Annotated in this window: 18 protein-coding genes and 5 pseudogenes; 5 read left to right on the forward strand and 18 right to left on the reverse strand. The window is 68.5% G+C overall.

All coding sequences use genetic code 11. The annotated features are described in order from the left end of the window. The first annotated feature begins 3 nt into the window (after positions 1-3). Positions 4-789 carry an alpha/beta hydrolase gene (locus ACZ7IB_RS27160; protein WP_470916438.1) on the forward strand — a complete coding sequence of 262 codons (786 nt, stop codon included), beginning with the start codon at positions 4-6 and terminating at the stop codon, positions 787-789. A 108-nt stretch (positions 790-897) separates the two neighbouring features. On the opposite strand, the pseudogene ACZ7IB_RS27165 reads toward ACZ7IB_RS27160, so the two are convergent. Together ACZ7IB_RS27165 and ACZ7IB_RS27170 are read right to left on the reverse strand one after the other, a co-directional pair. Further along, a pseudogene (locus ACZ7IB_RS27165) lies at positions 898-987 on the reverse strand (transposase); the annotation flags it as partial. Positions 988-1,005: 18 nt separating this feature from the next. Continuing rightward, positions 1,006-1,530 carry a hypothetical protein gene (locus ACZ7IB_RS27170; protein WP_470916439.1) on the reverse strand — a complete coding sequence of 175 codons (525 nt, stop codon included), beginning with the start codon at positions 1,528-1,530 and terminating at the stop codon, positions 1,006-1,008. 226 nt (positions 1,531-1,756) lie between these two features. Between ACZ7IB_RS27170 and ACZ7IB_RS27175 the strand changes: the two genes are divergently transcribed. Continuing rightward, entirely contained in the window at positions 1,757-2,374 is a 618-nt protein-coding gene (locus tag ACZ7IB_RS27175; RefSeq protein WP_470916440.1) for a YceI family protein, read from the forward strand. On the opposite strand, the gene ACZ7IB_RS27180 is transcribed toward ACZ7IB_RS27175, so the two are convergent. The 6 genes and pseudogenes from ACZ7IB_RS27180 to dnaE all read right to left on the reverse strand — a co-directional run bounded on the left by ACZ7IB_RS27180 (position 2,349) and on the right by dnaE (position 11,451). Next, the gene (locus tag ACZ7IB_RS27180; protein WP_470916441.1) at positions 2,349-2,846 is read right to left on the reverse strand and encodes a DUF7144 family membrane protein; all 498 of its coding nucleotides are present in this window, start codon (positions 2,844-2,846) and stop codon (positions 2,349-2,351) included. The two genes, ACZ7IB_RS27175 and ACZ7IB_RS27180, sit on opposite strands and share 26 nt — an antisense overlap. A 37-nt stretch (positions 2,847-2,883) precedes the next feature. Continuing rightward, positions 2,884-5,565: a SpoIIE family protein phosphatase gene (locus ACZ7IB_RS27185; RefSeq protein ID WP_470916442.1), complete on the reverse strand. Its 2,682-nt coding sequence runs from the start codon at positions 5,563-5,565 to the stop codon at positions 2,884-2,886. Positions 5,566-5,729: 164 nt separating this feature from the next. Then, the gene (locus tag ACZ7IB_RS27190) at positions 5,730-7,097 is read right to left on the reverse strand and encodes a hypothetical protein (protein WP_470916443.1); all 1,368 of its coding nucleotides are present in this window, start codon (positions 7,095-7,097) and stop codon (positions 5,730-5,732) included. Positions 7,098-7,307: 210 nt separating this feature from the next. After that, positions 7,308-7,509, reverse strand: a pseudogene (locus ACZ7IB_RS27195) (family 1 glycosylhydrolase); the annotation flags it as partial. Beyond that, the gene (locus ACZ7IB_RS27200) at positions 7,499-7,858 is read right to left on the reverse strand and encodes a DUF6300 family protein (protein WP_470916444.1); all 360 of its coding nucleotides are present in this window, start codon (positions 7,856-7,858) and stop codon (positions 7,499-7,501) included. The gene ACZ7IB_RS27200 and the pseudogene ACZ7IB_RS27195, both read right to left, overlap by 11 nt. After that, on the reverse strand, positions 7,855-11,451 hold the full coding sequence (gene dnaE / locus ACZ7IB_RS27205; protein WP_470916445.1) for a DNA polymerase III subunit alpha: 3,597 nt from the start codon (positions 11,449-11,451) through the stop codon (positions 7,855-7,857). Before dnaE ends, ACZ7IB_RS27200 begins: the two co-directional genes overlap by 4 nt. 355 nt (positions 11,452-11,806) lie before the next feature. Between dnaE and ACZ7IB_RS27210 the strand changes: the two genes are divergently transcribed. Next, positions 11,807-12,808, forward strand: coding sequence for a LysR family transcriptional regulator (locus ACZ7IB_RS27210; RefSeq protein ID WP_470916446.1), 1,002 nt, complete (start codon positions 11,807-11,809; stop codon positions 12,806-12,808). On the opposite strand, the pseudogene ACZ7IB_RS27215 reads toward ACZ7IB_RS27210, so the two are convergent. The 4 genes and pseudogenes from ACZ7IB_RS27215 to ACZ7IB_RS27230 all read right to left on the reverse strand — a co-directional run. Beyond that, positions 12,730-13,052: pseudogene (locus tag ACZ7IB_RS27215) on the reverse strand (Tn3 family transposase); the annotation flags it as partial. The gene ACZ7IB_RS27210 and the pseudogene ACZ7IB_RS27215 sit on opposite strands and share 79 nt — an antisense overlap. A 60-nt stretch (positions 13,053-13,112) precedes the next feature. Continuing rightward, a pseudogene (locus ACZ7IB_RS27220) lies at positions 13,113-13,190 on the reverse strand (hypothetical protein); the annotation flags it as partial. A 460-nt stretch (positions 13,191-13,650) separates the two neighbouring features. Continuing rightward, positions 13,651-14,442: a DUF2785 domain-containing protein gene (locus tag ACZ7IB_RS27225; protein WP_398634788.1), complete on the reverse strand. Its 792-nt coding sequence runs from the start codon at positions 14,440-14,442 to the stop codon at positions 13,651-13,653. A 61-nt stretch (positions 14,443-14,503) separates the two neighbouring features. Beyond that, positions 14,504-14,650 carry a hypothetical protein gene (locus ACZ7IB_RS27230; protein ID WP_470916447.1) on the reverse strand — a complete coding sequence of 49 codons (147 nt, stop codon included), beginning with the start codon at positions 14,648-14,650 and terminating at the stop codon, positions 14,504-14,506. 205 nt (positions 14,651-14,855) lie between these two features. Here ACZ7IB_RS27230 and ACZ7IB_RS27235 point away from each other — a divergent pair, with 205 nt between their 5' ends. Then, on the forward strand, positions 14,856-15,833 hold the full coding sequence (locus ACZ7IB_RS27235) for a tyrosine-type recombinase/integrase (protein ID WP_470916448.1): 978 nt from the start codon (positions 14,856-14,858) through the stop codon (positions 15,831-15,833). 170 nt (positions 15,834-16,003) lie between these two features. Here the strand turns inward: ACZ7IB_RS27235 and ACZ7IB_RS27240 are convergent, their stop codons facing one another. From ACZ7IB_RS27240 to ACZ7IB_RS27250, 3 genes and pseudogenes are all read right to left on the reverse strand, one after another. Beyond that, positions 16,004-17,167, reverse strand: a complete 1,164-nt coding sequence (locus ACZ7IB_RS27240) for a hypothetical protein (protein WP_470916449.1) — start codon at positions 17,165-17,167, stop codon at positions 16,004-16,006. A 27-nt stretch (positions 17,168-17,194) separates the two neighbouring features. Then, positions 17,195-19,485, reverse strand: a pseudogene (locus ACZ7IB_RS27245) (Tn3 family transposase); the annotation flags it as partial. A 344-nt stretch (positions 19,486-19,829) separates the two neighbouring features. After that, positions 19,830-20,642 carry a TetR/AcrR family transcriptional regulator gene (locus ACZ7IB_RS27250; protein ID WP_470916450.1) on the reverse strand — a complete coding sequence of 271 codons (813 nt, stop codon included), beginning with the start codon at positions 20,640-20,642 and terminating at the stop codon, positions 19,830-19,832. An 87-nt stretch (positions 20,643-20,729) separates the two neighbouring features. Between ACZ7IB_RS27250 and ACZ7IB_RS27255 the strand changes: the two genes are divergently transcribed. Then, on the forward strand, positions 20,730-21,116 hold the full coding sequence (locus ACZ7IB_RS27255) for a VOC family protein (protein WP_470916451.1): 387 nt from the start codon (positions 20,730-20,732) through the stop codon (positions 21,114-21,116). Positions 21,117-21,206: 90 nt separating this feature from the next. Here ACZ7IB_RS27255 and ACZ7IB_RS27260 read toward each other — a convergent pair whose 3' ends face one another. From ACZ7IB_RS27260 to ACZ7IB_RS27270, 3 genes are read right to left on the reverse strand one after another with little or no spacing between them, the layout of a single operon-like run. Next, positions 21,207-22,859 carry a hypothetical protein gene (locus ACZ7IB_RS27260; RefSeq protein ID WP_470916452.1) on the reverse strand — a complete coding sequence of 551 codons (1,653 nt, stop codon included), beginning with the start codon at positions 22,857-22,859 and terminating at the stop codon, positions 21,207-21,209. Positions 22,860-22,863: 4 nt separating this feature from the next. Continuing rightward, positions 22,864-23,190: a helix-turn-helix domain-containing protein gene (locus ACZ7IB_RS27265; protein WP_398630742.1), complete on the reverse strand. Its 327-nt coding sequence runs from the start codon at positions 23,188-23,190 to the stop codon at positions 22,864-22,866. Continuing rightward, positions 23,187-24,266 (reverse strand): tyrosine-type recombinase/integrase, encoded by a 1,080-nt coding sequence (locus tag ACZ7IB_RS27270; protein WP_470916453.1) that lies wholly within the window; start codon positions 24,264-24,266, stop codon positions 23,187-23,189. Before ACZ7IB_RS27270 ends, ACZ7IB_RS27265 begins: the two co-directional genes overlap by 4 nt. Between the last annotated feature and the right edge of the window lie 157 nt (positions 24,267-24,423).

The raw sequence follows: 24,423 nt of genomic DNA on the forward strand, positions 1-24,423 counted from the left end.
CAGATGGGGCTGGCCTCGATTCCGCCGGAGCCGACGAACAAGTACACGTACATCACCTCTGGCGGCTACCCGTCCAAGGTGTGCCCCGATGAATGGATGGCGTGGCACAACAAGTACGGCGACCGCCTGGACAGTCCAACGAAGTCCCTCAAGGGGATGGATGCCGTCCAACGCCGCTACGACGACTACGACGACTACAGCGGCGACGCCACCAAGCAGCCGTATCTGCTCGGCTTCGATGACAAGAAACTGGGCCACGTGATCATGTCGATCGGCAACCCGGACACCTCGGACAACGTCACCACATACGTACCCGGAACCGGCGCCAAGCTGGAGTCCATCGACGGCGACATCCGCCGGGCCGAAATGCTGCAGGCCAAGGCCGCGACCACTGATCCGCTTCACACCACGGCTTCCATCGTGTGGCTCGGCTATGACGCGCCACAAAGCATCCTTGGTGACGCGATGGAGGCCAAGTGCGCCGATGCAGCGAAAGACCCGCTGAACGACTTCCTCACCGGGGTCGACACCGCGCATGGCGGGAGCGTGAACTCGACAGCCCTCGGGCACAGTTATGGGTCACTCGTCGCCGGCGAGTCTCTGCGTGACCATCCTGACGCTCCAGTCGGCAACGCGATCACGGTGGGCAGCCCGGGCGCAGGCGTGAATCACGCGAAGGAGCCGCAGAACGTCGCGTTCTGGGGTACTCCAGCCAGATCTACGATGCGCTTCGCGTACGGCACCAGCCACATGCAGCGGACGGGGTCAGGGACGGCGCGGACACGCTGATTCACCACACATGGTCGACTGTTCCACTCGGCGCCGATGAGCGGAAGGAGGCAATGCAGGGTGTGCGGCACGGTCGCCTGATCCGCGTCGCCGACCTGGCCCGTGTCAGGGGAAGCTGCTGCCGTCGCCGACGGTGACCAGGAGGACTGCGGCGGTCCTGACACCGATGCTGGGCATCGACGTCAGGACCTGGGAAAGGGCGAATACGGCGTACGGTCAGCAGCCGCCGCAGTTGTAGTACGTCACGTCCCAGTGGTTGCCCTCGTCCGCGTAGATGTTGCCGGAACCCGACTGGTACTGGGGTGCACCGTCGCCACGCAGCCCTATGTAGGCGAAGACGCCGTGGACGTAGTTCGTGAGACAGGTGGACTTGGCGAAGTCGAGCTTGTACCCGTTCCAGTGCGAGTACGTACCACTGGCGTGCCCGGTCTCGGTACCGCCGGTGATGTTCAGCGCGCAGCCCGTGGCGCTCTTGAGGGTCTGGGCGCCCTGGGCGGTGGCCAGGTTGAGCTGGTCGAACGAGGTGCAGGTGGCCACGTTGCGGTTGGAGCAGCCGCCGGAGGACGACCAGGTGATTCCGGAGGAGCTGAACCGGGCGGTGGCCTGTGCGTGGGTGAGCTTCGTGTCGGCGTGGGCCTGGGTGGCACCGCTGCCGAGAACGCCGACACCGGGGGCGAAGAGGACGCCGAGGACGAGGGCGAGGGCGGTCAGGACGGGGCGCAGTGTCATACGGGACACCATGAGGGACTCCTCCTGCTCATGACAAATAAGGGGCAGGGAGATAGTGCCCGAGTTCTACGCGCGTCCGCCAGAGGACAAAGGGCGCGGACGACGGCAGGCGAGCCATCCCCCGCAACAATCCGCACCACTGATGTTGAACTTTGAACTAGATCGCGCTAGAGTCAATCTCGTTGAAGGTTAAACAACAACTTCACCGCCACTCGATCACGTCCCCCGAGGAGGAGCCATGGCTCTGTTCAACCGCAAGAACAACAACGCCCCGTCCGCCACCGCCCCCGCCGTGGACCCGGCCCTGGCCGCCCTCACCGGCGACTACACGATCGACCCGGCGCACTCCAGCATCGGATTCACCGTGCGTCACGCCATGGTCACCAACGTGCGCGGCTCCTTCGGCGAGCACGAGGGCAGCCTGAAGCTCGACGGTCACAACCCCGCGAACTCCGCCGCCTCCATCGACGTCAAGATCGCCAGCGTCGACACCGGCATCGCCGACCGCGACGGCCACCTGGTCAGCGGCGACTTCTTCGACGCCGAGAAGTTCCCCCTCATGACCTTCCGTTCCACACACGCCGAGCAGCTCGGCGGCGACAAGTACCGCATCACCGGCGACCTCACCATCAAGGACGTCTCGCGCCCCCTTGCCATCGACCTGGAGTTCAACGGCTCCGCCACCGACGTCTACGGCAACGAGCGCGTCGGCTTCGAGGGCAGCGCGGACATCCTGCGCTCCGACTGGGGCCTGACCTGGAACGCGGCGCTGGAGACCGGCGGCGTGATGGTCAGCGACAAGGTCAAGCTCAACTTCGACATCTCCGCGATCAAGGCCGCAGCAGGGCAGGCCTGACGCCTCCCGCCGCCTCACGCCCGAACCCGAGCGCGCCCGCCTTCCCCCCTCTCCCGCCTGGGGCCGGAAGGCGGGCGCTCGTCGTAGGGCGGGACCGCGCACTGCCGTAGTCCGACCGGGCCACTCCCTGCGTACGGCCCCTGCGGACCGGCCGGTCAGAACCCGTGTCGTCGCTCCCCGAGCACAGGCTGAACTCGAACACGTAGTGGCGCGTCACGACGAACAGATGGTCCTTCGCGATGGCCGCGATCGCCTCGCAGATCGTCATCGCTCCGCCGAGGATCAACAGGACCGCTGCCAGGACGGTGGTACCGGATGTGGGCGCGTGCGAGGGGGCTCGGGTTCCCGTAGCTCGCTTTGGTTCCGGTGGTGTCACTGGCCATTTCGATCTTCTCGGGCGGCAGAGTCGTCGGTCCGGCCCAGCAATGCCGGGGCCGGCGAGACCCGTGTCACGGCGGCTCTCCGTCGGCATTTCGGGCGAGGACGCTCACGGCCTTCTGCAACGCACCTCAAGCGTCCTCCTCCGTCCCCGATTCGCCGACCGTCTGCTCCGACCAGATCACCTTGCCCGTCTCGGTGTAGCGGGTGCCCCAGCGTTCGGCGAACTGGGCGACGAGGAACAGTCCCCGGCCGCCCTCGTCCGTCGTCGCCGCGTAGCGCAGATGCGGTGAGGTGTTGCTGGTGTCGGACACCTCGCAGATCAGGTTGCGGTCGTACAGCAGGCGGACCTCGATCGGTCCTGTGCCGTAGCGCACCGCGTTGGTGACCAGTTCGCTCAGGATCAGCTCGGTGGTGAACGCCTCCTCGTCCAGGCCACGCTCGGAGAGCCACTGGGCGACGTTCTTGCGGACCCCGGCCACGGCCGCCGGATCGGTGGCCACGGCCCATTGCGCGACCTGGTTCGGATCGAGCGTGCGGGTGCGGGCCACCAGGATGGCGACGTCGTCGGTCGGCGGCCCGGACAGCATCGCGTCGAGCACGTCGTCGCAGGTCTCCTCCGGCGTCCGGTCGCGACCGGCGAGAGTGGCGCGCAGCAGCTCCAGGCCGGCGTCGATGTCCCGGTCGCGGCTCTCGAGGAGACCGTCCGTGTAGAGGACCAGACGGCTCCCTTCGGGTACGTGGAACTCGGCCGCCTCGAAGGGCATGCCACCGATACCGAGGGGCAGGCCGACCGGAACCTCGGGAGCTTCGACGCTGCCGTCCGGGAGGACCAGCACGGGCCCGGGGTGGCCTGCCCGGGCCACCGAGCAGTTTCCGGAGACCGCGTCGTAGATCGCGTACAGGCAGCCGGCTCCGGCGATCTCGGCGCCGTCGCCCGCCGCCTCGTCCTGGTCGATCCGGCTGACCAGTTCGTCGAGATGTCCGAGAAGTTCGTCGGGCGCGAAGTCCAGCGCGGAGAAGTTGTGGATGCTGGTGCGCAGCCGCCCCATGGTGGCGGCGGCGTGCAGCCCGTGACCGACCACATCACCGACCACCAGTGCGAACCGGGCGCCGGACAGCGGGATCACGTCGAACCAGTCGCCGCCCACCTCGGCCCGCGCCGGCAGATAGCGGTGGGCCACGTCGAGGGCGTTCTGCTCGGGCAGGTCGCGGGGCAGCAGACTGCGTTGCAGCGTCACGGCCATTTCGTGCTCGCGTGTGTACCTGCGGGCGTTGTCCACCTTGACAGCCGCCCGGGCCACCAGTTCCTCGGCGAAGGACTGGTCGTCTTCGTCGAACGGTTCGGGATTGCCCGCGCGCCAGAAGTTGACCAGCCCCAGGATGACGCCCCGTGCGTGCAACGGTACGGAGAGCACCGAATGGAATCCGTAGTCCAGGATCTTCGAGGCCCGCTCGGGGTCCCAGTACCGCCATCCCAGCTGCGTGATCACCTCGGACCCCAGCCCGACCTCGTCGATGTTCACGCACATGGCCCGGGTCCTGGAGGGAACGAATCCGACCAGTCGACCGATCGAGTGCAGGGGCTGTTCCGGGTCCGTGGCGGCGATGGCGGTACGGCGCATGTCCAGCGGGGCACTGTCCGGCGTGGTCGGTTCATCCCCGGGCAGCGCGAGATCGGCGAGGTCGACACTCGTGACGTCGGCGAATCCGGGAGTCGCCACATCCGCCAGCTCCTGGGCCGTGCGGCTTACGTCGAGGGTGGTGCCGATCCGGGCACCGGCCTCGTAGAGGAGCAGCAGGCGTTCATGGACGAGTTCCGCCTGGCCTGTGATCTTGCGGAGCTCGGTGGTGTCCCGCAGGGTCGCCACGGTGGCGGGCGGCCCGCCACCCGCGCCCGCCGGACGGAGGTTGACGGCCAGCAGCCGGTTGCCGACGCGCAGCACCTCGTCCGTGACGGTCCGGCCGGAGGAGAGCAGTTCCACGGCCTCCGGGGCCATTCCGAGGTCCGTCAACGCATGGCCCTCGGCATCCGGGGGAAGGGCGAGCAGCCTGCGGGCCTCGTCGTTGACCAGCGTCAGCCGGTGGTCGGCCCCAACGATGAGGACGGCCTCGCGGACCGCGTGCAGCACCGCGTCGTGGTGCTCGTACATCCGGGTCATCTCTGCCGGTCCGAGCCCGTGTGTCTGGCGGCGCAGCCGTCTGCTCAAGAGCACCGCGCCGCCCGCGGTGACCGCGAAGGCGGCCACCCCGACGGCAATGCTGAACGGGATGGACCGGACAGCCACGCTGTTCACCGACTTGTCGGTGAGCCCGACGGACACCACGCCGGCGACCGAACCGTCGAGCCGCTTGACGGGCACCACCGTGTTGATCGACGGCCCTTGGCTGCCGGAGAAGCTCTTGGTGAAGCCGTGGCCGGCCAGTGCCTCCTTGTACGGGCCGATGAGGTGCTTGCCGATCAGCGCGGGGTCGGGGTGGGTGTAGCGGACGCCCTGAGGGCTGGCCACGACGACGCTATCGACATGTGCCTGCCGGCGGACCTGCTCCGCGCGTGGCTGCAGGATGGCGGTGGGATTCTTGCTGTCCAGTGCCGGCAAGATCCCCGGCGAGTGGGCGAATGTCTCAGCCACGCTCAGTGTGCGCAGCCGGGCCTCCTCCAGACTGTCGCTGCGGCCCTGCAGCACCAGCGCGATCCCGCCGCCGGCGATGAGCAGGAGTACGAGCCCGAGCACGAAGCAGAAGACCTGGCCGGCCACGGTGTGCACACTGAACAGGGACAGCAGTTCGCGGCCCGGGGAGCGGTGGGTCATGTCCCGACCGGGCGGCGCGGGGGTGACTTGGCCCGAGCGCCCCCCATCGTGCCGATGTGGTCGCCGGACAAAGCGTCGCAGCCTCGCCCGGAATCGGCCGATACCAGACATAACTTCAGGTCTAGCATGAATCGCACCTGCCCGAGAGATAGCCGGTCAGTGGCTCAGAACCCGCCTCCGTCGAAGCCGCCGCCCCCGAGGTCGCCGCCACCGAAGCCGCCGCCGTCGAAGCCCGACGAGTCGAAGTCGGAGCCGGAGAAGTCCCCGCCGCTCCAGTCACCGCCGGAGCCGAAGTCACCGCCGCCGTACTCCGCCGCGTACGCCGGGCTCGACAGCGCCGAGCCGAGCAGTGTGCCGACCAGCAGGCCGGGGAGCAGACCGCCGCCGAAGTAGCCGCCCGCCCAGGGGCCGTACGCCGGGCCCGCCTCCCAGTACGGGCGGCGGCGGCCGTCGCCCGTGTCGACGGTGCGGCCGAGCGGCTCCTCGCCCTCGCGCAGCCGGATCTCGTCCGCCGTGCAGACCGGGACCTCACGGGCCGTTCCGCCGGACGGGGACCACCGGACGTCGGCGACCGAGGGGCCGTGGCGCGGGTCGAAGAAGCACGGCGGGCGGCGGGCGGGCGGTTCACCGCCTTTGCGGCGGGCGTCCAGGACGGCGAGGGAGAAGCGGCCGTCCTCCAGGGCCTGGGTGACCCCGCGCACATCGGACGGGTGCTGGGCCTTCGACATGCGGATTTTGGCGCTCTCGTAGGAGTCGAGTGCCCTCTCGTAGTCGGCGCGCATGCTGTCGTCGGCGCCCGGCTCGGCGGGGTGGAAGTCGAGCCGGTCCAATGTTTCGCCGTACGCGGTGATGTCCTCGTCCACGACAACCCGGAGCTTGTCGAGTGCGGCCCGCTCCTCGGCCTCCTTGCGCTTCCGGTTGCGCCGGAAGATCGTGCAGGCCGTGCCGGCGCCCAGCACCAGGATCGCGCCGACCGTGATCAGTCCGACGGTGGACGATGATCCGTCACCCGCAAAGGAGCCGCCCCAGGAGGCGGGTGCGCTGCCCCGGGCCTGTTCGACGGCCCGGTCGACGAAGGCGTTCAGCTGGGTCGCGGCGTCGGTGTCCGTGCCGGGTGTCTTCACGGCGGCGGTGAGGTTCTGGACCGCTCGGGTGGACATCACTCGGGGGTCGGCGCCCGCGTTGAACCCGTTGCCGAGACGGACCGCGTAGACGCCGGTGATGCCGGTGTCGGTGCGCAGGGTGGTGAGCAGGCTCTGCTCGGGGAACGCCGAGGTCCGCGGTAGCACCGCCACGAACACGGGCTTGTCGGCGTCCTTGATCTTCTTCGTCAGAGCGGCCGCCTGGCCCGGGGAGAGCTGGTCGGCGGCGGCCGGGTCGACGTACACCGGGCTCTTGCGCAGCGCCTGCGCGACATCGTTGATGGTGGATGCACCGACCGCTGTTGGCGCAGCGGGTGCCATGGCGAGCACGGCCACCGACAGGATCAGCAGCAGGCCGGCCAACAAGGTCGGGAACAGCCTGTTCCGCATATATCGAAGCTAACCCAGGTGGGCGGCTTGTGCGCCACCACCCACCCGGGCCCGCTTCCTCCTCACAGGGCTACGCGACCCGGTACGCCTCCTTCGGCTTCGCCACCGCACCGGTGAGGTCGCCGGTGCGCAGCAGATGGTCCGCGTCGAGAGGGCATGGTGGGGCTCCCGTTCGTCTCTTCGCAGGGGGCGCGGCTGCGCGCTGTGCGGCTACGCGTCGCGGGTGTGGCGGATCGTGTCGCGGTACCACTTGGCGCTGTCCTTGAGCGTCCGCTCCTGTGTGTCGTAGTCGACGTTTGTCCATCAGCGACCAGGCGAAGCAGCCCCGGACATCGGCCCCTTGGGCGCGGGCCGCGGCGACGGCGGCGATGTGGCCGGCGAGGTAGGTGGTGCGGTCGGCGTCATGGACCGTCTCTCCACCGGGCCTCCTGCGAATCCAGATCGGCGCGGTTCGCTGTGCGGTCGCGTACGGCGTTCAGCCGGTCCTGAACGAGCTTGTCGAACGCTTCACGATGTACTGCACTCAGTTGACCGTCTGCGGCGAACAGCGCCAGCGGTTCTCCCGCCGCGGGGGTATTGGTGTCGCAGGATCCGCAGAGCACCGTCTCCTTGAGGCCATCGGTCCGTTCTCCGGCCCGGTTGCGCCAGGTGTGTGGGTAGCGAGCCACCAGCAGCACCGGCGTATCGCAGCGTGGGCAAGGAGGGGCCGTCCCGGAGGTCCGTGGTTCGACAGCGGCAGTCTCGCCGGTCCTCGGCATCATGCCAGGCCCGCCCACGCGTCAGCTCCGAACGTGCCCTTCACGTCGGAGGCGACGGTGGCGGCGTCCACCTTGGCTTGCAGGGCGTACACGGTCGTCTTGCGTGCGCTGCGGACGCTGAGGTGGACTGGGCTGTCGCCTGGGTGGTCCGCAAGGATGCGCTTCAGTTCTCTGACGGACTGTTCGGTGATCCGGTGGGCGGGGAGGGCAAGTCGCACGGGGGGTTTCCCGCCGTGCTCGGCGGAGGACACATCCAGTACCGCGAGTTCTCTGCCGAAGACGTTCACGGTTCCGTCCCGGTCTTCGATCTTGCCCTTGACGGCAATGACGTTGTCTTCGGCCAGTGCGTGCTGCACGAGCTGGTAGGCGGCGGGGAAGAAGAGGACCTCGATGCCGGCATCACGGTCCGCGAGGTTCACGATGGCCCAGGCGTTGCCCTGTTTGGTCATCTTGAGCTGGATGCCGGTGATCAGTCCGGAGAGTTGCACGTCCCCGGTGGTGCGGCCGGAGGCGAGCAGTTCGGCGACGGAGCAGTCCCGTGCGCCGGAGAGGATGTGCTCGGCGCCGTCCAGTGGGTGGGCTGAGACGTAGAGGCCGAGCATTTCGCGTTCGGTCGCCAGGAGCTGTCTGCGGGGCCACTCTGTGTCGTCGATGGGGAAGTCGAGGCCGAAGGCCGGTTCGCCGTCTCCTTCGCCGCCCAGGTCGGCGAAGAGATCGTCCTGTCCGAAGCTTGCCGCTTTCTTCACGGGGATGATCGCGTCGATGGCGTCCTCGTGGATGGAGGTGAGGCCCTTGCGGGAATGCTCCAGGGAGTCGAAGGTGCCGGCCTTGATCAGGGACTCCACAGCTCGTTTGTTGAGTGCGGGCAGGTCGGCCTTGTCGAGGAAGTCGGAGAAGGAAGTGAATTTCCCTTTCCGGCGGCGGGCATCGACGATGGCCTCGATGACGTTGTCGCCGACGTTGCGTACGGACCGCAGCCCGAACCGTACGTCGTCGCCGACGGCGGTGAACTCCGCGACGGACTCGTTCACGTCGGGCTGGAGGACCCGGACGCCGTTCTTGCGGGCGTCGGCGAGGTAGATCGCGGCCTTGTCCTTGTCGTCGCCGACCGAGGTGAGCAGGGCGGCCATGTACTCGGCCGGGTAGTTGGCCTTGAGGTAGGCGGTCCAGTACGAGACGAGGCCGTAGCCGGCGGTGTGGGACTTGTTGAATGCGTAGCCGGAGAACGGGAGCATGACGTCCCACAGGGCCTTGATGGCTTCCTCGCTGTATCCGTTGCCGCGCATGCCGTCGTGGAACTTGTCCCACTCCGCGGCCAGCACCTCCGGTTTCTTCTTGCCCATCGCGCGGCGCAGCAGGTCGGCGCCGCCGAGGGTGTACCCGGCCAGTTCCCGGGCGATGGCCATGATCTGCTCTTGGTAGACGAGCAGATGGAAGGTGTTGCCGAGGATCGGGTCCAGTGCGTCGCGCAGTTCGGGGTGGATCGGGGTGATCTCCTGGCGGCCGGTCTTGCGGTGTGCGTAGTTGGTGTGCGCGTTGGCCGCCATGGGGCCGGGCCGGTAGAGGGCGTTGACCGCTGCGATGTCCTCGAACCGGGTGGGTTCCATCTGCTTCAGCAGTACGCGCATGCCGCCGCCGTCGAGCTGGAAGACACCGAACGTGTTGCCCTCGGCCAGCAGCTGGTACGTCTTGGCGTCGTCCAGAGGGATCACGACGGTGGACGAGTCGTTGTCCAGGGGATCTACGGTGGCCAGGCTGATGCCCCGGTTCTCGCGGATGTTCTCGATGGCCTGGTCGATGACCCCCAGGTTCCGCAGCCCCAGGAAGTCCATCTTGATCAGGCCCATGGCTTCGCAGGACGGGTAGTCGAAGCCGGTGATCTTCACGCCGTCCGAGGCACGCATGTGCAGCGGGATGCGGTCGGTGAGCTTCGTCTTGGAAAGGATCACCGCCGCGGCGTGCACGCCGGTGCCGCGAGTGAGGCCCTCCACCCCGCGGGCGGTGTCGATCACCCGCTTCACATCCTGCTCATTGTCATACATCCGCCGGATCTCGCCGGCCTCGCCGTACCGCTCGTGGGAGGAGTCGAAGATGGCAGCCAGTGGGGCGGACTTGCCGTTCTGGTCCGGCGGGAGCGCCTTGGTGATCCGCTCGCCGTGGGCGTAGGGGTAGCCGAGGATGCGCGAGGAGTCCTTGATCGCGTTCTTGGCCTTGATCTTGCCGAACGTGTTCACCATGGCGGTGTACTCATCGCCGTACTTCTCGGTGACGTAGCGGACCATCCGGTCGCGCTGACGGTCGTCGAAGTCGAGGTCCACATCCGGCGGGTTGATGCGTTCGGGGTTGAGGAACCGTTCGAACAGCAGGCCGTGTTCCAGGGGGCACAGCTCGGTGATACGGGTGGCGTACGCGACGATGGAACCTGTCGCCGAACCCCGTCCCGGGCCGAGCGGAATCTTGTTCTCCCGGGCGTGGCGACAGATGTCCGCCACGACGAGAAAATAGGAGCTGAAGCCCATGGGGCCGATGACCGTCATCTCGGTCTCGAAGCGATCCACGATGTGTTGGGGGACCGGTGCCCCGTAGCGCATCGCCAGCCCCTTGAGGACTTCCTTGCGCAGCCACGACTCCTGCGTTTCGCCCTCGGGCACGTCCGGGAACTGCGGCATCTCGTCCACGTAGTCGAAGACCTCGTCATAGGACTCGATGCGCTCGGCGATCAGCAGGGTGTTGTCGCAGGCTTCCGGAAGCTCCGAGAACAGGCTGCGCATCTCGGCGGCTGTCTTGAGGTAGTAGCCGGAGCCGTTGAACCGGAAGCGGCCCGGGTCGTCCTTGTTCTTGCCGACACCGATGCACAGCAGGCTGTCGTGAGCGTCGGCCTGGTCCTCGGTGACGTAGTGCGCGTCATTGGTGGCCAGGAGGGGAATGTTCAGTTCCTTGGCCAGACGCAGCAGGCCCTCACGAACCTCACGCTCGATGTCCAGGCCGTGGTCCATCAGCTCCAGGAAGTAGTTCTCGCGACCGAAGATCTCCTGGTAGGCCGCGGCAGCAGCCTTCGCCTCGTCATACTGGTTCAGCCGCAGGCGGGTCTGGATCTCGCCAGAGGGGCAGCCGGTGGTGGCGATGACGCCGTCCGGCCGTTCAGCGATCAACTCCCGGTCCATGCGCGGCTTTCCGGCAGGGAACTGGCCCTCGTAGCTGGCCTGCGTGCTGAGCCAGAACAGGTTCCGCAGGCCCTGACTGTTCCGCGCCCACATGGTCATGTGAGTGAAGCGGCCGCCACCGGAAACATCCTTCGCCCCCTCACCGCCCGCGCTCGTGGCGCGACGGCCTCCCGCCCCCCAGAACTCCTGTTTCCTGACGAACCGAGAGGAAGGCGCCACGTACGCCTCGATGCCGATGACCGGCCTGATCCCCTCGAATCCCTTCGCGACCTGCGCGAACTCGTAGGCGCCGAACATGTTGCCGTGGTCGCTCATGGCAATCGCGGGCATCCCCTGCCGGGCCACCTCGGCGAACATCGGCTTCAGCTTCTGTGCGCCGTCCAGCATCGAGTATTCGGTGTGATTGTGCAGGTGAACGAAGGAATTCGGCACGTGTGGGTCACCTCCGGGGTGAGTAGGAAGCCCCATCCCGGCCCGAGACGCGATGGTGGCCTTGTCGGTGGCCAACCGCACCGGCATCGGCGGATGGGTGGACGGCTCGACCCATCGCGGTGCCATCACGCCGACGGGACGGCCAATGGGCCGCACCGCCCGTGCACGCGATCAGTCCGAGCCCTTGAAGCGATCGCCCGCCAGCCGCCTGGCCGCCGGGCAGCACCCCTCCTGCCGCACTGCCTGCCAAACCGCACGTTGACCAGAGACATCAAAGCGAGCGTGGCGTACTGGAATCAAACAACCATTTCGTCGATCAGACTCAACGATTGGTTGTCCATCTAGGATGGTCAGCATGGACCTCGCCGCCGTGCGCACCTTCGTCACCGCCGTGGACGCGGGACAGTTCCAAGAAGCCGCCACCAACTTGTCAATCACCCCACAAGCTGTGTCCAAGCGCATCGCCGTGCTGGAGAAGGACCTCGGCGTGCAGCTGTTCAGCCGTACGGCCCGCGGAGCCCGGCTCACCATCGACGGGCAGGCGTTCCTGCCTTACGCCCGGGCTCTCCTCCAAGCCGAGGAACGGGCAGCCGCTTCCGTGCGGCCAGGGCGCCGGGCGTTGCGCGTCGACGTGATCGGCCGCCGGCTCTCACTGGCGGGTCTGCTGCGCGACTTCCACCGCGCGTGTCCCGAGACCGATCTTGATGTCGTGACCCTGTTCGACTCCGACACGGCCATCGCCGCCGTCCGGTCCGGGATGATCGACGCGACCTTCCGCGCCGTGACCATGCCGGGCCGGCAGCTCCCCGACGGTATCGAGGCCACTCCGGTCTTCGACGAACCGCTGCACCTGTTCACCGGACCGGCTCACGAGTTCGCCGCCGCCCGCGCGATCGCTCCCGCCCAGCTCGCCGGGCGCCGGATCTGGATGCCCGGCAACATGCCTGGCACCGAGTGGGCCGCCTACTATGACGAACTCGCCGCCACGTTCGGTCTCACCATCGACTCGGTCGGCCCCAACTTCGGTATCGAGCCCCTCCTCGACACAATCGCGGACTCCTCGACACTGGCGACCTTCGTCAGCGAGCAGACTCCGCTGGTCTGGCCCGCTGGCCACGATCTGCGGCGCATCCCCCTGCACGACCCGACCCCGGTCTACCCCCACTCACTGATCTGGCGCACCGACAACCCGCACCCCGCCCTCACCGCACTGCGTAACCACCTCACGTCTGCATACCCCGGCCGCCCCGACAACGGGATCTGGATACCGAAGTGGGCTCAGCGCGCTGCCCTCGCAGGATCCGGTCGTGCATCACCGGCTACGCCGGCAAAGCCCGGAGAGACGCGGAAGGTGTAGCGGCCCAGGACGTTGAGGCCGGCGTGCTTGAGCGGGGAGATGCGGGCGACGTCCTCGTCCAGGACGTCGTGCTCGCGCTCGTCGGCGGGCAACGCTCGCAGTACCTCGACGGCGGCGTCCAGGTAGCGGGTTGCCACAGCACCAGGGCGTTCAGGACCAGACCGAGCGCGCCGAGCTGGTCCTCCTGCCCCGACCGGTACGCCTGCATGATCTGCCCGCGCTTGCCGTGGCAGATGTCGCGGGCCAGCTTCCGCTTCGGCACGACGAACCGCAGCCCGCCCACCGACGCGAGCCGGCCCTCGCCCCAGTGCGCCACGATCGGCAGCTTCGCCTGCGCCTCGATCAGGCGGGCGTTCGCCGCAGCGATGGGGTCGGAGCGCAGCGGTCCACGTTCAGCTTGAGCCGGCTGTTGGGCTGGATCTCAAAACTGAGCTTCGCGTCCTGCCCGGCCTCCTCCAACCGCTCGGCCATCAGCTGCCAGGCCGCGCGGGTCCAGGGGGTTGATACTGGCGAGGTCGCGTATTCAACTGTCGCCAGTTCTCCGAGAAGTCCAACCGACTGGTGACCTTGTGTGATCGTCAGCGGCGTACGGCTCCGCGTCCCGCCGGTCTCCGTCCCGCAGGTCTCCTTGACGAGGCGGTTGGTGCCCCTGTCGTGGTAGCCGAGAGCGTTCGCGACGACGGGGCAGGCAGTTCGAGGAGCTGCAGTCGGATGGCGGCACCGCGGGCGGCTGCGACCGGGCACCGATCCCGCCCATGAGCGCGGAAAGGTGGTCGGGGCGGGCCGGCTGGGGAAGAGCCAGCGGGGTGCCTGATTGGTGGCGCAGAACCGGGTGCCGTCGGTCAGCGTCTGACGATCCGGTCGAGGACGGTGGCGATGCCGGACTTGACCGCGTCGCGGTGGTGGAGGGGTTCCGCGGGCAGTTCGCTGGTGGGGCGCACGCCCCGGTCGGCGAGGATGTAGAGCAGGCGCAGGGTGCGCAGGCAGTTGCTGATGTGAGCGGGCACCGGGGTGCTGATGCGGTCGGCCCCGAAGCGGTCGGCGATCGGATCCAGCCAGCCAACGGCGTCGCGCTCGCTCAGGTCGGTGCGGGTGAGGACCCGGGCGATCGCCCGAGCCAGGCGGTCGTCCTCCATCTGGTCGTAGACGTGGTCGGTGGGCGCCGTCAGCCGCGCGGCGGCGAGGTCCAGCATCCGCACCGGCGCCACCTCGGGGTGGCAACCGAAGCTGGCAAGCAGGTCCGCGCCGTGTGCCACCGCGTGAAGCCAGCCGAGCGTTTCGTCGTGGCCGCGCAGATCCTGCTCCGCCGGGTACCAGTGCTCGAACGCGTCCACCCAGCCGGCCTTGAGGTCCCCCGCGGCCACCAGCATGTCGAGCACGAGAGGCGCGAAGGTGCGCGCCTCGACCCGCGGGTCGGTGAACCGGGTGGCCATCTCGTCCCCCAGCTCCAGCCGCCGGGACGTCCCGATCGCCCCGCGGTCGATCCAGGTCGCGAGGACGGTGTAGGGCGCGCCGTCCCGGACCAGTGGATCGGGATCTGCCAGGGCACGGGACAGCTCGCGGACGAGGTCGTCCATGGGCCGGTCAGCGGGCACGGCACAGTCGGCGGCCTCGACGCTCTTCCAGTCGGTCATGGCGGGCAGAATAGGTCCTTGCCGTTGCCGCACGCCTGCGAATTATGTCCAGGTATCCATCTCAACCCGTCAACTGCCTGACCGGACGCAGCAGTTCTGGCGTCTGTATCACCCTGCCGCCGAAGCCGGACAGGGTGATGCGCAGCGGCTCGGTCCAGCGCGTGATCGCCGCGGGTCCGTGACCGGCCGAAGCCAGACCACTGGTCACGCGGCGCTTGGAACATCGGAACGAAAACCGGCGCTAAGGATCTATCGGCCCTGGTGGGCGGCTGACGGGGCGTCGGTTGCGGAACCGATTCGAAGCCTTCCGCAGATAACTCCCTACTATCTGTGGAAAGGCTGATCGCGACCTGCGGGAACGGCCGTCAGGCCGTACATGAAGCGGCCCCGTTATCTGCGGCAAGGGGGAAGTGGTGTCTGCCGTCGTACAACTGCCCGCCGGGAAGGCGCTGACCGTCCGCGCGGCGGCCGACGTCTTCCTCGACTCGCTCGGCAACCCGAACACGGTCCGCAACTACGGGATCGGGGTGGGCAAGACCGCCGAGCGGCTCGGCCAGGGCCGGCCGCTGGCGGCCGTCGCGGACGACGAGATCGGTGAGACCCTGGAACTGCTGTGGGGCAGCTCCGCGGTGAACACCTGGAATGCCCGGCGTGCGTCGGTGCTCTCGTGGCTGGGCTGGTGCGGTGAGCGCGGGTATGACGGCCCGGCGGTCCCGGCCTGGGCGAAGCGGCTCACCCCGCCGGACTCCGAGACCCCGGCCCGCTCGAAGATGGCGATCGACCGGCTGATCGCGCGGCGTGAGGTGCACCTGCGGGAGAAGACGCTGTGGCGGATGCTCTACGAGACGGCCGCCCGCGCCGAGGAGATCCTGGGCGTCAACATCGAGGAGCTCGACCTCGCCGGGCGCCGCGCCCCGGTGAAGGCCAAGGGTGCCCGCCCTCGTACGCGTCGCCGCGGCGCCATCCGCGAAGACTTCGTTCTGGAGACGGTCTACTGGGACGCGGGCACCGCCCGGCTGCTGCCCCGCCTGCTCAAGGGCCGTACGCGCGGGCCGGTGTTCGTCACCCACCGCAAGCCAGGCCCCGGCAAGGTCGTCAGCCCGCGCGACTTCTGCCCGGACACTGGGCTCGCCCGCCTCTCCTACGGGCAGGCCCGGATGTTGCTGGACGAGCACACGGCCCTCGGCGGTGAGCCGGGCACGGGCTGGGATCTGCATGAGTGGCGGCACTCCGGCCTGACCCACCTCGGCGAGGGAGGGGCGAGCCTGCTGATGCTGATGGCGAAGTCCCGGCACAAGAAGGCAGAGAACGTACGGAAGTACTTCCACCCCTCCCCAGAGGCGATCGCCGAAGTTACCAGCCTGCTCGCGCCGGGCGATCGCCGACGCTGACCGGGGGCGGGGTGCTTTCCCAGAATTGGGGATCAGCGGTAAAGCCGCAGGCACGAGCGGATGAGTCCGCGTCGTCCACACCGGCCCGCCCCACCACGCACCGATAGGCCCAAGGCTCTTCTCGGACACGGAGGGTTCGGGAGGGGCGGGGGGCCGGTGTATGGGGCCGGCTAGTGCATCAGCTCGGAGTGGGGGTGCTCTGGCGCTGCCGGACAGACGTAGAGCTGCTGGTCGTAGCCGCTGCCGATCTGGACGGCGGTCGGTTGCCCTGGAGCAGGGTTGGTGCCGAGGGGCGCGACGCGGGCATCGCGGGGGACGCGACCGCGGTCGTGCACCTCAATGCCTTGGGCGCGGAAGAAGTCGATCACGGCCTGACCCTCCGGCCCAGTGTGGCTGGAGGACGCACCGGTGTGTTCTCGGTCTTCGCAAACTTCGTTCGGGAGCCAGCTGCTGTCGTCGTCACCCTCGAACGTGGCGATGGTCAGTAGGGCATCCATGTCGCTGCCGCAGGCAGGGCAGAGCCGGGGGGCGGGGTCGGTGGCGCCCCAGCGAGGCCAGCCGCCGACTTTCCAGCCGGGTGCGCCGGCCAACTCACTGTCGTAGAACTCCTGCGGGTACGACGCGTAGGCGCTGTCCACATCAGTGTCGGCTGCCTGCCACACGCTCCAGTTCCCTAGCTGCTCCTGGAGTTCCTTGCTCAACTCCAGGTGGTCGGGGTATTCGGTGACCTGCTCTGGGTTGAGCAGGCACGGCTCGGGCAGGTAGCCGTCGAACTGCATCGCGGGCGGTTCGGGGGGCGTGGTGAGGATGTCGGTGACCGTGGCTGCTGACCGCCAGAACAGCGCGGTCTTGGGCATGATCGTGTGGTCGAAGGGGCACCACAGGACCTGGAGCAGGTCTGCTCCTTCAGGCGTGTGCAGATCGGGCACGTCCCGCAGGTACAACTGTGCGACCGGCAGCATCGCTATGGAACCCTCATACGGTGCGATGGCCACCCTCAGCGGAAACTTCCGAGGAGGGCGGATTCGCTCCAGGGCCTCTCGCTCCTGCGGGGTCAGGCCCCTGCCGCGCGAGGCGGCACGGATCTGCCGTTCCAGCCTCACGTCCGCTGGGGACAGAGCCTCGTTCATTCCGTCCACCACATGAGGTCCGTCGCAGTGCGGCCACGGCTCGTCGGCGGGCCATAGCAGCGGTCCGCCGATGGAACTGTCCTGCGGTGACGGAGACCCGGGGCGGGGGTGCAACCGAGTCGCCGTGCGCGCCAGGGGCGCCAGCTGAGGGAAGACCGCGGTGACGTCGAACGGCCGCGGTGGAGTGGTCGGAGTGCTGTTCATAGCCGCGATCTTGCCAACTCACTCTGACAACGCGTACAGCGAGTCGCGAGGGGTACCGGCCACGACCTTCCCGCCGAGCCCGGCCGCCTGGTCATTGATCACGTTGAGCCAGGTGGCGCCGCCCCGGCGCCCGAAGAACTTCGGGTTCGGCCGTGCGTACACGCTTGGAACGGGGACGACGAACCGCATCCCGTCGACCGAGGCGACCAGCCCGCCGCCCCACGCGCTCGCGAGACCGATGGCCGCCTGGTGCTCGATCAGTGTGGCGTTCGCGGCCCGGTACGTCGCGAGCCGCAGATACGTCTGGTCGACGTGGGAGAGCCGCCCGTACTTCAGCGCGTCAATGCCGCCGATGACCGGGGTGTAGCCGACGTTGCAGCCGTGCGCGACCAGCAGCGCCGCGATCGTCACGGGCAGGTCCTTGAGGCGGGCCTCGCCGCCGGTCACCGAGGTGAACGCCTGGTCGGCTCCGGTCCAGGAGAAGACTTCCAGCAGGACCTCGGGCAGATCGACGCGGGGAAGCATCGCGTTCACCGCGGCCCGCAGGTCGAGCAGCGAGGCGGGTTCCGGTTCCGGCTCCAGGGCGGCGAAGTGCAGCCGTCCGTCGTCATCGAAGGCAATCTGCGCGTTGTCCGGCAGCCGCCCGGCTACCTCGCGATACGTCCCATCCAGCAGCGCGGCACGCGCGGTCAGGTGCTCGCTCGCCCCCGCAGGCAGGTTCAGCGAGGCCAGCACGGTGGGCTTGGCCTGCTCCCACGCCTCACCAGCCAGCAGCTTCGCCCTGGGATCGCCCCACTTGGAGGAGTTCTTCGCGAACACCTCCCGCCGGCGCAGCATCCGGTGGAACTGCTCCAAGACGCAGAACGTGTACGCTTTCCAGTCCACCGTGCCCGGCTCCAGGTGCGGGGCCGAAAGGACCAGGCGCCGCCAGGAGCCGACGAGCAGATCGGTATCGATCTCCTTCGGACCGACCTTCTTGCGGCCCATCAGGTCCGGCAGCGACTTCAGGGCCGTGAGCACCGGCAGCCCTTCCGGGGTCGCGCCGAAATCGACGACCTTGACCAGGAGCTTGAGGAACGGCCTTACGGTGCCGTACCGGTTGACCAGCATCGCCCGCCATGCCTCGTCCGCGTCGGAGTCGAGCGGCGGGCCAGCTCGAACAGCGCGGCAATCGCGGCGGCCAGCTCGTGGCGCGGCACCACCGCCTCGATCCGCTCCCACATCGCCGTCAACGTCTCCACCTCCGGCGGGCTGACCTCCCCGGTGTCGGTGTCGACCTGCTCGCTCGTGGTGTCGAAGACGACCTGGAACGCCGTCGCCAGCTTCGCGCCGGCCCTCTCCACCTTCGGCAGCGTCTTGATCTTCTCCTTAACCGTCTCCCGCTCGGCCCTGGCCAACAGCTTCGTCGCGATCAGCACTTCGAGCAGATCCAGGGCGTCGTCCACGGCCCGGGTCGTCAGGTAGACCGCGGTGGCCAGCAGCGTCGCCAAGCGGCGCGAGTCGCCGTGCCGCTTGAGCAAGGACGCCTTGCCGTCCACCCCGTACCGCGACAGCTCCGCGAGACGCCGCGGCGGTATCCCCGACACATCCAGCGCCCGCATATCCAGGTCGGCGATCTCCTCGGCCCGGTCCAGAGCCCACTTCATCTGCGGTCCGGACACCCGCACCGGACGGCGCCGCAGCCGGTCCAGCTCGGACCCCCGGGCGCCGGACGGCACGGTCAACAAGGAGTCCAGCACCGCCCGCTGGCCAATGCTCAGCATCCCGTACAGGGTGTCCCACAGCCGCTGGTTCGCCGCCTCCCGCACCGAGGCGACCAGGCGGGTCAGCGTCGTCACGCCGGGCAGCAGCACCCGGCGCTCGCGCAGCTGGCCGACCGCCGCATCGAACAAGGCCTTCGGGCCCTCGCCTGTCGTCCAGGCTCTTGCGTCCACCCAGGTCCGCAGGTCGGCTTCCGCCTCGGCGAACTCCGTGTACTCCAGGACCCGCCGCAGCTCACGCACGTGCTCAAGGCGGGTGTTCTCCCGTTCGCCGTACGCTTTCAGCACCGACGCGTCGCCGATGTCGAGCTGCTCGGCGAGGTAGTCGATGACCTCCGCCGGAACGTCCGTGGGGTCGTCGAGGAACACCCCCAGATACCGCGCGGTCGTCAGCTGTAGCGCGTAGCCCAGGCGGTTATGGGACCGCCGCTTGCCCTCGATCAGCTCCCGGTCAGCGTCGTCCAGGAAGAAGAAGCGCTCCAGCTCCGATCGGGACGGTGCCCCGCGAAACGCCGCATACGCGGCAGCCTGCTCATCCGTCAAAAACTCAACCGGCACCCCGGGCCTCCAAACAGTCGATCAACAACAACTGCCGAAGGTTCCGCTGCCACAGAAGCCCAGGTCAAAGCCTCCCTGAGGACGCCCAGGGCTTAGCGCCGGTTTTCGTTCCGATGTTCCTCAACCCCCGTGAAGCCCGCGGGTTCATGGAAACTGAAGGTACTTCAACGCGAACCCGCGGGTGCGACCCCCTGATGCTGGGCGATGAGCCCGCGGGTTCGTACTCAACTCGCTGGAGTGATGAGGCTGATTGCACCACCCCGTGCTCGGAGAAGAGCCAGACCTCCTCACCGAGTTCCCCAGCCGGAGCATCGGCGACAGGTGCTCCGGCTCACGAGGCAGGCTCACGGGGCAATGGCGTCGTGCCGGTGCGATGAAGTCAATGTCTTCGCGTCTCCGCTTCGGTCGATCAGAGCGGCGAAGGCGTCGAGGATTCGTTGCAGGCCGAAGGAGTAGGCGTGGGCGGGGTCGTAGGCACTGCTGTGTGCGGCGCCTGCGGCTGCGCCGACGCGGACGGCAGTGGGGTAGGCGTTCTCGTCGAGGACCCGGGCGAGGAGTGGGGCGTTCAGCTCCCACCATTGTTGGTCGTTCAGGGCGCTGTCGTGCTGTGCGGCGCGGGTGTCGGCGACGGTGCGGGCGCATGCCTGCACGAAGGTGAGTAGGTGGGTCAGGCAGTCATCCATCTCGACGTCGCTGAGGCCGAGGCCGTCGAGCCCAGACAGTTCGTGCTCGTACTTTGACATCTGCCCCGGCCCCAGCGAAGGCCTGACGGTGGAGACGGCCGCGGCCCATGGGTGGCGTTCGAAGAGGGCTTTGTTCTCCTCGGCGATAGCGGTGACGCGTTGGCGCCAGGGCTGTCCGGTGGTGTCGGTGCGGGGCATGCGGGCGTAGGCGGCGTCGAGCATGAGGTCGAGGAGCTCGGCCTTGCCGGGGACGTAGGTGTACAGCGTCATCGGCACCACGCCGAGTTCCTTGGCCACCCGGCGCATGGTCACCGTGTCCAGGCCTTCAGCGTCGGCGATGGCGGTGGCAGCCTCGACCACCGCGTCGATGCTCAGCCCCCGTCGCGGTCCTCGGCGACGGTCAGAGGAGGAGCCGCGCCACAGCAGTTGCAGGGTGTGGGCCGGGTCGCCCGAGCTGGTTCGTTCCGTTGGCATGGAGTCATCCTCTCCCAGCCGAACTCTGTACAATGTACACTGTACGTCGTACAGAGAATATGCTCAGTGGATCTCGGAGGAGTTTTCATGAAGATCACCTCTAGTGCCGTGTCGCTCAACGTCGACGATGTCCCCGCAGCCAGCGCCTTCCTCGTTGAGCACTTCGGGTTCCGCGAGGAGATGGCCGCCGACGGCTTCGCGTCCCTGACGCGCGACGACGTCGGCATGAACGTCATCTTTTTGCGGCGGGGGCTGGACACCCTCCCGGCAGACCAGCGCGACGAGCACACCGCAGGTCTGATCCTTGCCTTCGTCGTCGAGGACCTCGAAGGCGAGCTGGCGCGCCTGCGCTCCGAAGGCGTCGCGATCACCATGCCGCTGACTGACGAGGAGTGGGGCGAGCGCGCCTTTCAGGTCCGTGACCCCAATGGCGTCATCGTCCAACTGGTCGACTGGAACGCAACCAGCCGCTGAGACAACCGGCGGCGCCGCCCCCAAACGATGACGCCCAGCTAGGGTCACAGGGGCGCCGCGAGGAGAGGCCCCGACCTGTTGTTGAGCCCCTCAATCAAGTAGAGAACGCGAGCGGCCCTGGAGATTTTCGAATTTTCGAGGAGCCCCAACAGGGCCGACCTCGGCGGCCTGCTCCAGCAGGGCCCGTGCGGAATCCGCGTAGCGGATCGCGGTCTTCTCGTCCAGGCCGAAGACCTCGGCGAGGTGGAGCGGGTCGGGACCGTGGACGAGGGCTTCTTCGAGCTGGCGGTCGACGCGGAGCCGTTCCAGGGTGGCGTCCTGGCGGTGGAATTCGTGCTTGATCCACCAGCCGCTGACCGGCCCGGTCTCCAGCGCGGTCATCTGGTTGATGAGCAGGTGGGGGTTGGCGGTGTTCGGCCAGCGCCGGCGCCGGTAGTCCAGCCAGGCCAGCAGCATCTGGTGGGTGAGGTCGTCCATGGGGCGGGTGCGTCCGGCGATGGTGAGCCGGCGGTTGCCCAGGTCCACGTCGTCCAACTGGAGAGCGCGTATGGCTCCGGCCCGGGCGGCGTGGGAGGCCGCGAGTGCGAGGGCGAGGCGGGCGGCTGGGCTGCGGACCGCTTCGACGGACCGGGTCACCTGCTGGGGCAGCAGGGGCTGCAGGACGGAGTACTCGAACGTGCCGACCTTGATGCGGGCGGTCGGGTTGCGGAAGACGATGCCGTTCTTCTTCGCCCAGCCGAACAGCGACCGCAGGGCGACGAGAGTCTGGCGCCGTTCGTGCCCGTGGAGAGTCTTGACGTGGGCGAGGACATCGTCGCGGGTGACCTCGCGCAGGTGGTCGTAGCCCGCGGACCATTCCAGCAGGGCGGGACGTATGGCGTTGAGGCAGGCCCAGACGGTGGCCTGGTCGCGGGGGCGGGTGCGTGGTCCGCCGTCACGCAGAGTGCGGTTCCAGCGCTCGGCCTCCCGGCGGATCCCGGCAGCGAGGCCGTCGAGCCGCTTCTCCAGCCAGTCCTCGTAGGACGGCCTACGGTCGTCGACCAGGATGCTCATCGCCTCCAGGACCTCGGCGGTTCGCTCGATGCTGCTGTCGAGGGCCCGCAGCGGCGCGATGATCTCCGAGTAGCGGATGACGTCGCCCTCGGTGTGCGGGGACAGCAGCACGACCAGGGCCCGTTCCACGTCGAGACGCACGCGGCGGCTCCAGCCGCGGGCCTCGGCCAGGCCGTGCGCGAGGTAGCGTCCCCAGGCCAGCCAGGGGTTCTCGGGATTCGCGTACACATCGTGAGCGAAGCGGCTGTAGTCGCGGGGGACGCCGTCGAACAGGACCGGCTGGCGCCAGCGGCTGACCGGACGGACTGCAGCGGGCGGTGGCGGTTTGCGTGGGCGCCCCCGTCGTGCCTGGCCACGGGGCCGCGGTGCCGCGGAGGAGCCGCGGTGGTGGTGCATGCCGACGAAGAACAGCTGAAGGTCACCGACCTGACGAAGCCAGGGTGCCATCACGTGCCCGGCCGAAGTCGGCTTGCCGGTCGCCAGACGGATATTGCGGCGGGCCTGGCACCAGCACAGTCGGCAGTAGCCGGACTTCAGCGGCTGTCGCCGACAGCAGGCCCCGCACTCGTCGGCGGCGTGCTTGTGAGCAAACTGCCAGCACGCCGGGCAGAGCCTGCCCGTGAACACGCCCCAGGCCAAGCAGCCGTCACAGCTGGTAGCGGGCTTGCGGTAGCCCTTGCGCGGACTCACTGCGTCACATCGGCGGCAGGGACCGGCCGTCCCGCCGACGCGGCACCACCGCCGGGGCCGGACCGGATGCAGCGGCGGCCTGCTGGCCGGTCTCCTCGCCCGGGCGGCGGACCTTGTCCGGCTCGGGGATCAGCAGGTCGCCGATCTCGCAGCCGAGGACGACGCAGATGACGTCCAGGTCCTCCAGTTTGAGGGAGACCGGCTGGCCGGACCACAGCCCGGACATCTTCCCCGCCGAGATCACCAACCCATGCTCGGCCAGGCCCCGTTGGAGCTCGGACGCCTTCCAGATACCCTTGTTCGCGGCCGTCAGCCGCAGGTTCCACCTCATCGGATCAGCCCTTCCAGCCGTTTCGCGGCTCGCTCGGTCCCGGCGGCCCAGGCGTCCTCGACCCGGGTCTGCTGGACGTGGACGTATCGCATCGTTGTAGCGATCCAGGAATGTCCCAAAACCTCCTGAATCGCGAGCAAGTCCAGCCCATTCCCATAGAGTTGGGACGCACAGAAATGCCGCATGACATGCGGCGTCAGCCTCTCGCCCCACCTCGGCAGGTGCGCCTTGGCTGCCTCCTTGAGTCCGCCGCGCAAAGCGTCGTCGCCCACCCGACGCGAAGAGCCGTCGGCGTTCTTGCGCTCGGAGGGGAACAGCGGGGCGCCGGGGCGGGTGTGGTCGTCGTCGAACTGACCCCAGACGTCCTCGATGAACCACCGCAGTGTGCAGTCGGCGCCGTTGATCAGCGGTACCATCCGCTCGCGCGGCCCGGAGCCGCGGGCGCCCTTGCCGTGACGGACGTGGAGCTTGCCGAAGCGGCCCAGCTCCCACTTGATGTCGTCCAGGTCGAGCTTGCACGCCTCGCTCACCCGCAGGCCGACCTGGGACATCAGCTTCGAGGCGGTGTAGTTCCGGGTGGTCGGGGCGAACTTGCGGCAAGTGGCGAGCTCGCCACCCCAGCCGGTGAACAGGGTCCCGACTTCCGGCTCGGTCGGCGGGATCCGCAGCTGGGCGTCCTTGGCCCCGCGCGGCCGGTTCATCTCATCGATCGGGCACTCGACCACCCGGCCGGTCATGCGGTGGAGTTCGGCCTTGTGCCGAAGCTCCAGGAACATGAAGTAGGTGGTCAGCGCCTGTGACCGGGCCAGTCGGGTGCCGCTCGGCGAGTTCCGCAGGACCTTCCCGAAGTACGCGTCGGCGTCGGCGGGCTCCATGTCCCACAGCGGCCGGCCGAACCACGTGCGGATCTGTTCCAGGTGCCCGACGTCCCCGCGGATGGTGCCGTCCGCCAGGCCCGCCGAGGCTCGCGCGAGGACGAACCCGGACAGTACGTCGGTCTCGAACCGCTCCAGCTCTTCCGCCGACGTCGGCGCCCAGTGCTCACGCAGGTCCCGTACGACTGCCAGCGCCGCCAACCCGAGCCTCCTCGCCTTCGGCCCGACTGCGGATCGGTCGGACGTGGTGAGAACGCTTCAAGAATCCCGAAGTTACGTCACAGAGCCTCAGAGCACTCGAAGGAGGAAGAACCTCCTGGCCACAGGGACAGGGACTCAGCGGGGCTCAGAGGAACTC

It is taken from the genome of Streptomyces sp. NPDC037301, from assembly GCF_055602785.1.